The organism is Sutterella parvirubra YIT 11816 (assembly GCF_000250875.1).
Lineage (GTDB): Bacteria > Pseudomonadota > Gammaproteobacteria > Burkholderiales > Burkholderiaceae_F > Sutterella > Sutterella parvirubra.
The window spans coordinates 1-6955 of record NZ_JH604913.1; the positions used below are offsets into that span (position 1 = coordinate 1).

7 protein-coding genes are annotated in these 6955 nt (G+C 65.6%); 3 read left to right on the forward strand and 4 right to left on the reverse strand.

The window, feature by feature from the left end; genetic code table 11:
- The 3 genes from HMPREF9440_RS03005 to HMPREF9440_RS03015 form a co-directional block, all read right to left on the reverse strand.
- Positions 1 to 275, reverse strand: a 275-nt coding sequence (locus HMPREF9440_RS03005; protein ID WP_008541383.1) for an ESPR domain-containing protein, incomplete at its 3' end; no start/stop codon positions are given.
- A gap of 345 nt (positions 276 to 620) precedes the next feature.
- The gene (locus HMPREF9440_RS03010; RefSeq protein WP_008541385.1) at positions 621 to 1847 is read right to left on the reverse strand and encodes an MFS transporter; all 1227 of its coding nucleotides are present in this window, start codon (positions 1845 to 1847) and stop codon (positions 621 to 623) included.
- A gap of 864 nt (positions 1848 to 2711) precedes the next feature.
- Positions 2712 to 3305, reverse strand: coding sequence for a hypothetical protein (locus HMPREF9440_RS03015; protein ID WP_008541387.1), 594 nt, complete (start codon positions 3303 to 3305; stop codon positions 2712 to 2714).
- A gap of 205 nt (positions 3306 to 3510) precedes the next feature.
- Here HMPREF9440_RS03015 and HMPREF9440_RS03020 point away from each other — a divergent pair, with 205 nt between their 5' ends.
- The 3 genes from HMPREF9440_RS03020 (at position 3511) to HMPREF9440_RS03030 (ending at position 5877) form a co-directional block, all read left to right on the forward strand.
- The gene (locus HMPREF9440_RS03020) at positions 3511 to 4200 is read left to right on the forward strand and encodes a hypothetical protein (RefSeq protein ID WP_008541388.1); all 690 of its coding nucleotides are present in this window, start codon (positions 3511 to 3513) and stop codon (positions 4198 to 4200) included.
- A 46-nt stretch (positions 4201 to 4246) separates the two neighbouring features.
- A complete protein-coding gene (locus HMPREF9440_RS03025; RefSeq protein ID WP_008541390.1) occupies positions 4247 to 5320 on the forward strand; it encodes a tetratricopeptide repeat protein in 1074 nt (357 codons plus the stop codon).
- A gap of 230 nt (positions 5321 to 5550) precedes the next feature.
- Positions 5551 to 5877, forward strand: a complete 327-nt coding sequence (locus HMPREF9440_RS03030) for a transposase (RefSeq protein ID WP_008541392.1) — start codon at positions 5551 to 5553, stop codon at positions 5875 to 5877.
- Between the two features lie 112 nt (positions 5878 to 5989).
- On the opposite strand, the gene HMPREF9440_RS03035 is transcribed toward HMPREF9440_RS03030, so the two are convergent.
- Positions 5990 to 6604: an HD domain-containing protein gene (locus tag HMPREF9440_RS03035; RefSeq protein ID WP_008541394.1), complete on the reverse strand. Its 615-nt coding sequence runs from the start codon at positions 6602 to 6604 to the stop codon at positions 5990 to 5992.
- Between the last annotated feature and the right edge of the window lie 351 nt (positions 6605 to 6955).

Below are 6955 nucleotides of genomic sequence, written 5' to 3' on the forward strand. Positions count from 1 at the left end.
AGAGCCGACTGGCCCTTGTCCGTCACGCCCGAGAAGACGAAGTTCTGATACTTCTCGTTCGCGACGTCACTCCAACCGATGGCCGTCGTCACCGTCTGCTTGTCTTCGCCCGACGGCACTTCCGCCGGAATCGCAGCAATGGCCGCACCCGCCACCATGGTCGTCGCGACGGTCACCACCGTCTTCGTACCGATCGCGGCCACGGAAGAGGTGAGTTCGCTCACGACCTGAAGCGCGCCCGCACGGGTGGCGCGCACTTTGTATGTCTTGTTCATGTGTTCTTTGCTCCAATAGCGCTCCTCTCCTGTCTTTGATTTGTCGTTATATCCACCTTTCGGGCGAAACCCATCTGCGCAGAGGAACGGAGCAAAACCCCGACCACAATACCTTCGGCCAGATTGTTGCAGAATTGTTGCATCCTGACCAAAAGCCCCGTATCCCAGGGATAAGGCGCCAAAGAGAACCCCAATTTGAATCTTCCCTCATCCTCAATTTGAGCCGCATTTGCGCCACCCACAAAGACATCGAAGCCCGGCACTCGCGCACCGGGCTCCGTATGAGATGGAAGGCAATGAGTCTCGCCGCGCCCTCCCCTGATGGGCCGGGAGGGCGCCGACCGCTCAATCGAAGTGCTTCTCTTCGCCGGCGTTCGAGGGCTCGACCGCGGGCTTCTTGAGGTAGAGGAAGATGACCAAGGGCAGGAGCACGAACCCCGCCGTGAAGACCACCGCTTTGAGCGGCAGGAACATCGCCATCGCGCCGCCGAAGATCGGCCCCAGAACGCTCCCCACCTGCTGGGCGGCGTAGGAGAGCCCGAAGATGCGGCCGCGGTCGCCCGGTTCCGTCGAGTTCGTCAAGACCGCGTTGATCGCGGGGAAGATCCCGGCGAAGGTGAGGCCCCCGATGAAGCGCCAGATGCCGAAGGGCACGAGCGTGTCCGGAATCGCCTGGATCATCCCGAAAACCGCGGTCCCGAAGAGCGACGCGTAGAGCGCGGGACGGAAGCCCCAGCGCTGGCCGACGATCCCCCAGACGGGCGAGGCGATGACGCCGGCGATGCCGACGACGGAAAAGAGCAGGCCCGTCGTGAAGACGATGCGCTCCATGCTCCCGTTCAATTCGCCCACGTAGAGCGGCATGATCGGCTGCTGCAGCAGAATCGTGAGCTGCACGACGCCGGCCGCCAAAAGCATGCGCTGCACGACCGGAATCTTGAGGAGGTTGTTCTTCTTCTCGACCTTGTGTTTCTCCACCGTCTTCGCCTTCGGGGGCTCCTTGATGAAGAAGACCAGAAGGAACGTGATGATGGCGAGGCCCACCGCCCCCACGAAGAACGTGGTGCGCATGTCGAAGGCTTCGGCGAGGATGCCGCCCGCCAAGGGGCCCAGGACGCCCCCCGCGGTCATCGCGCCCTGAAGGGTCCCGAGACAGATCCCGAGCTTTTCCTTCGGGGCGTAGCAGGTCATGAGCGAGAGGCACGCGGGCCAAAGCCCTGCGGCAAAGCCCTGGAAGCAGCGCATCGCGAGGAGCTGCCACTCGTTTTGCACAATGCCACCCAACGCATAGCTGATCGACAAAAGCACCGCCGCGCGCACGGCCATGAGCTTGCGAGAGCGCTTGTCGGCCATCGCGCCCCAGATGGGCGCCATGATCCCGGAAATCAGGAAGGAGCTCGAAAAGATCACCCCGGACCAAAGGTTGACGTCGGACTGCGCGACATGAAGCTCCTGCAGCAGATACATCGGCAGGAAGGGGATGAGCATCGTATAGCTCACCGACATCAGGACGGCGCTTAAGGAGAGGATGATGAGCGCCGGTTTCCAGGCTTGCTGGGCGGAGGTGTTCAAGATGGCTCCCGGGGGGACGGTATGCGGGCCGTCGTGCTCTCGTCTTGAACTGGAATCGTTTTGTGGCGGAGCTGTCCTTTCTTCTCTGCGGCGGCTCGGGGGGACATTTTTGTAATGATACGCCGATTGCCTCGGGTTTTCACGGAAGTCACGATTCCCGGAAGCATCGGTTTCGTAAGGCGTAACGAGCTTTTCGGAACGCGCCGGGCATCAATCGGGGCTGAGGAGGCCCCTCGGCAGACCCGGCGGAAACCCGGGCATTTCCCTTCCGGGTACCGACCCCGATCGGGCGCATTCGGCCGACCGGAAAACGGTCACTGGGTGGCCGAATCCGGTCGGAAGAGGAACATGAGTGCACGCATTGGCGTCCCGGTTTGACGCTTCGGGTCCTAGACCTTGATACCCGGGTACCCGTCGAAGAGACAGAAAAAAACGGGAGCTCGCATCGCTGACGGCTCCCGTTGAACGGACTTGTCTTTGACAAATCGGAATGACCGACGTCTTTCCCGACCTCAGTAATCACATCCCCCGATGCAGAGGCCGGACGCCGCGGAAACAACCTTCTTCCTTCTTGAATCAGGGGTTCCCTCACGCCGCGACTGCTGTTCGGACCGCGGCGATGGGTTTCATTCTACGCACGAATGAGAGATATACAAGACGAAAGAACTAGTTTCTACTCCTCTTGAGGTAAATCGCTTTCCCTAATGCAGGCTGATCTGACCCTCCCGTCCGGGAGGGAGAACGCGCAAAGCGCGCGGCGAGGAGGCGGCGTGGAGACGGCGTGGAGTTCGTGTTGTGCTGGTGCTGAGACGGCGTGGGGGGCGGCATGGAGTTCCTGCCGGGCTGCGGGCCGCCCGCCGTCGCCTACCGCCCCGACTTTTTGAAGACCCGCGCGTCGAAGGGCGGGAGCACCCGGTCGACCAGGCCCCGCACGATGCGGTCGGGGTCGTCGTAGAGGCCGGTCAAAAGCGCGTTCCCGGCTTCGACCGGGCGGCGCTCGGTCCCGAGTTCGTTCCCGTAGGAGCGCGCGCGCACGAACGCTCCGCCCGCGGTGCCGGTCTTCTTCCAACGCACGCGCTTCGACTCCCCGGTGTAGGCGTCGCGGTATTCGAGCGCGATGAAGTCGGGGAGCTCTGACGGATTGCGGGCGACGCCGGACGTGATATTGAAGACGAACCGGCAGGTCTTCACGCGCGCGTCCTTGGCTTCGACGAGCCGCACCTGGTAGCCGCGGTCGGCGAAGGCCCGCCGCACGGCGATGTCGAGCGTCGGCGACGAACTGCCTTCGGAAATGAGGCAGATCGACGGCGCCTCGGGCTTCTCGGACGCGGCCGCGTCCGGGCCCTGCGCGTCGGTCGACGCGCAGCCCGCGGCGAGCGCGGTGAATCCGACGATGAGCGCCCCCGCGGCAAGACGGATGCGCAGGGTGCGAGGCGTGCGCAGTGTGGTTGGGTCCATGCGAAAAAGTCTTCAGAACGTCCGAAAACATCTCAAAGGATAACGCAATGGAGGCACCTCCCGCACCCTGCGCTACAATCGTGCGCACTTTTGGGGCGAGACCCCTGCGATTCCGGGTGTTTCAGGCGTTTGGAGACTTCCGGCTCCGCCCGACGAAGCCCCCTCTTCTTCCCCCACCCCCGACTCACCTTTTCAAGGTTTCCCCATGGCGAAAGTGACGAAAGCCCGCCCGAAGCTCTACAACCCGAAGTGGATCTGCGCCGCCGCGCTCATCTTCACGCCGATCTTCGGCGGGCTTCTGCAGGCCCGCAACTGGGAGCAGTTGGGGATGAAGGACGAAGCGCGGGCGTCGCGCTTCTGGGTGCGCTCCTCGGTCTGGCTCGTGGGGCTCTACCTCGTCATGCAGACGCTCTTTCGCCATGAGCCGGTGATGGCCTACATGGGCCCCTGGTTCCTCTTGGTCCTCTGGGGCGCCTGGATGGCGACGCACGGGCGCCGCCAGTTGGCGCACGTGCGCGACTTCGTGAAGGACTATGAACTTCTTCCCTTCGGCAAAACGATGACGATGGGGATTCTCGGCTGGGTCCTCTACGGGATGCTGAGCTTCACGATCACGTTGGCGCTCATGATCACCGGGTTCGAACCCTTTGAAGAACCCGTGAAGGCGCCCGAGAACGGCGTCATCATCCGCATGAACCCGGGCGACGAGAAGCCCACCGTCGTGGAGCTTCCGCCCCCGGAAGAGGCGGCCAAGACGAAATCCGCGGAGTCCGCTGAATCGGCTCAGTCGGCTGAAGAAGCCAAGCACGCCGAAGCGCAGGTTGAGGCCGAACAGGAAGCCCAGGCCGCCGCGCAGACGGACGCGGGCGTCCCGGTCCCGGACGAAAAGCCCTGATGCCCTGATCCCCTGATCGGGAAGAGAACGAGAGGCGGATCCCCTCATGCCCAAGCGTCCCGACGAACGCTACGCTTGGCCGCAGGTCGATGAGACCGGCGACTTCGTGGTCGACCTACTGGGCGGCGTCGTCCGACGCCGCCCGATGTCGGGCGACGAACTTCTTGCGCGCGAGCGCGAGGTGGAGCGCATGGCCGACAAGGGCGACCCCGCCGCGCAGACGGCGTTGGCGCGCCGGCTCTTCACCGAGTCGCCGAGCGCCGAAAAGAACCGCCGGGCGGTGAGGCTGCTCAAGAAGGCGCTCAAATTCAATCTCCCCTCCGCGCAGCTCCTCTGGGGGCTCGCGCTCCTTCGCGGCCAGGGGATGGCGGCGGACCCCAAAGAAGCTTTGGTGTGGCTGGAGAAGGCCGCGTTCGCGCAGGACGCGGCCGCGCAGGTGACGCTCGCACAGTGTCTGGAGGACGGCGTCGCCGGTGAATCGGATCCCGCCGGAGCCCTCTATTGGCGCCGCCTGGCGGCCGTGAGGAAGCCCTACCCCGCATCGTCGGCTTCCGCCGAAATGTTGGCCGACGCGGCCTTGGCCGCGGGGCGCGCGTACGAAGGCATGGGGCAGTACGCCGAAACCGACCGTTGGATGACGATCGCGGCGAAGCAGTCGCACGGGCCCGCGCAGTTTGCGCTGGCGCGCCTGCATCTGCGGCGCGACTGGCCGGAGCGGAGCGCCGAAGCGTCGCGCCGCTGGATGAACGAAGCCGCGCTCTCGGGGATTTTGGAAGCGCAGTTCCGCTTGGGCGTCTTCTTCTGGTCGGGTGCGGGCGGGCGCGTCGACATCCGGGAAGCGGTCCGTTGGCTCTGCCGGGCGGCCGAAGGCGGCCACGCGCAGGCCGTGGGGATGCTGGCGGGCTTCATGCTGACGGGGAACGCGTTGACGCTCGACCGCCTGCGCGCCTGGGCGCTCCTCAAGATCGCGGAGAAGTTGGGGGATGCGGCGTCGGGGCTCACCGCCAAGGGGCTGGAGCATGCGCTCCCCTTGAGAGAGCGCCGTCAGGCGCGCGACCGTTGGCTCACGCTCCCCGTCAAGGACGCCCTGGAAGACCTCATCCCGAGGTCGGAGCGGTAGACCGGGGGAGCGGCAGATCGGCTGAACGGCTGCGGTCGGCGTCGGCGGAGGAGCGGGCGGGCGACCGCCCGACCGGGAGCGAAAACCGCAGGATCCGAAACGGATCTCGCAGTCCGACAACTTTTGTCATTATTCACCACCTTCCGCCAACACCTGGCGCACCGTAAACTCCGCGCGCCGCATGGAGCCGGCGTCAGAATGAGGGCGTTCTCCTGAACCCAGAGGCCCCCATGCCCATCATCGTCACGCCCCGTCACAACTCACCCGAATTCAAGGAAAAGTGCGTCCGCCTCGTTCTGGAGGAAGGCCGCACCGTCGCCGAGGTCGCCAAAGAGATGCAGGTCGGCCGCAACACGCTCCACGGGTGGGTGCATCAAGCGAAGGTCATGTCCGAAGCCGTCAACCGCGCCGTCGAGGCCGCGGTGGCGGAGGCGCTCCGCGCGGAGCGCGAAGAGTCCGACGCCCGCGCGGCCGCGGACCGCGCCGAGATCGTGCGTCTTCAGGCGGAGCTGGCCACCGCCCGGGAAGAGTTGGCGAAGCTCAAGGGGAAAGGCTGAGTCCCGGCCCCGAGCCCCGTTTTGGGCTTTGAGGCTTCAGGCTTCGTCTTCCGAGGCCTCACCGGCGATCCGGAGGCCTCTTCAGCTCACTTCAGGCGCCGTCGCGTCTTCCTCAGGCGCAGAGCGCCCGGATCTCTTCGAGGATCCGGCGGAGTTCCGCCGCACCCTTCACCCCCTTCTTTTCGTAGATCGAGACGAGCGACTCGTAGTACCAGAGCGAGAGTTCCTTCTTCTTCGCGGGGTCCGGCTCTTCCGTGACAAACTTCGAGAAGACCGCGTCGCCCCGCGCACGGACCTCTTCCAGAATGGATTCCAAGTTGTGCCGCTTGTCGGCGGCGCCCACAAGAAGCGCCCCTTCCACCACCGCCTGCGGTTCGCCCTCCTCACCCAACGCCTCCAAGTGCGCGATGTAGGTGGTCTTTCGCGTGAGCCAAGGAATGTGGTCGCCCGGCTCCGGGCGCAGTTCCGAACACGCCGCGACGATCCCCAGCACCGTCTCGCCGAACTTCTCCCGGATCTCCGCCGCGTAGGCCGGGCTCCCGTCCTCCAACACGTCGTGCAGAAGCGCCCCGATGAAGGCGTCTTCGCTCCCGCCCCAGAGCAGCACCTGCGACGCGACCGCCATCGGATGCGCGATGTAGGGGATGTTCGTGCCCTTTCTCGTCTGCGTGCGGTGCACGTCGGCGGCGAGACGGAAGGCGGCGGTGATGCGGTCGGTGTCGAGCATGGGCGTGTCCTTGGGGTTCGGTTGGGTTCGGGTTGATGTTGGAGGGCGGCCGGGCTTGGCGAGGTTCGGTGCGTCGGCGGCGGGAAGGCCGTGCGGCGTGGCCGATGCGGCCGGGCCGGTGAGGCCGGACCGGGAAGGTTGGAAGAACCTGCGCCCCTCCGCTGCCGGGCCCGTCAACGGTATCACGGGCGGGCGCCGGGCGGCCTCCTCCTGACGGCCGAGCCGCGGTTTCCGTTCGGAGGAGATTGTTCTGGAGTTTGTCGGGGGCGGCGGGGAGACGGTGATGGCGGGCGGCGGGAGGCAGGCGGCGGGCGGCGTAGGGACCCCCGGGAGGATCCCGCGTTCGTCCCC

Excerpts from the sequence above, each read along its gene's own strand:
- HMPREF9440_RS03015 (WP_008541387.1), bottom strand. The coding sequence starts at position 3,305 with ATGGACCCAACCACACTGCGCACGCCTCGCACCCTGCGCATCCGTCTT.
- HMPREF9440_RS03020 (WP_008541388.1), top strand. The coding sequence starts at position 3,511 with ATGGCGAAAGTGACGAAAGCCCGCCCGAAGCTCTACAACCCGAAGTGG.
- HMPREF9440_RS03025 (WP_008541390.1), top strand. The coding sequence starts at position 4,247 with ATGCCCAAGCGTCCCGACGAACGCTACGCTTGGCCGCAGGTCGATGAG.
- HMPREF9440_RS03030 (WP_008541392.1), top strand. The coding sequence starts at position 5,551 with ATGCCCATCATCGTCACGCCCCGTCACAACTCACCCGAATTCAAGGAA.
- HMPREF9440_RS03035 (WP_008541394.1), bottom strand. The coding sequence starts at position 6,604 with ATGCTCGACACCGACCGCATCACCGCCGCCTTCCGTCTCGCCGCCGAC.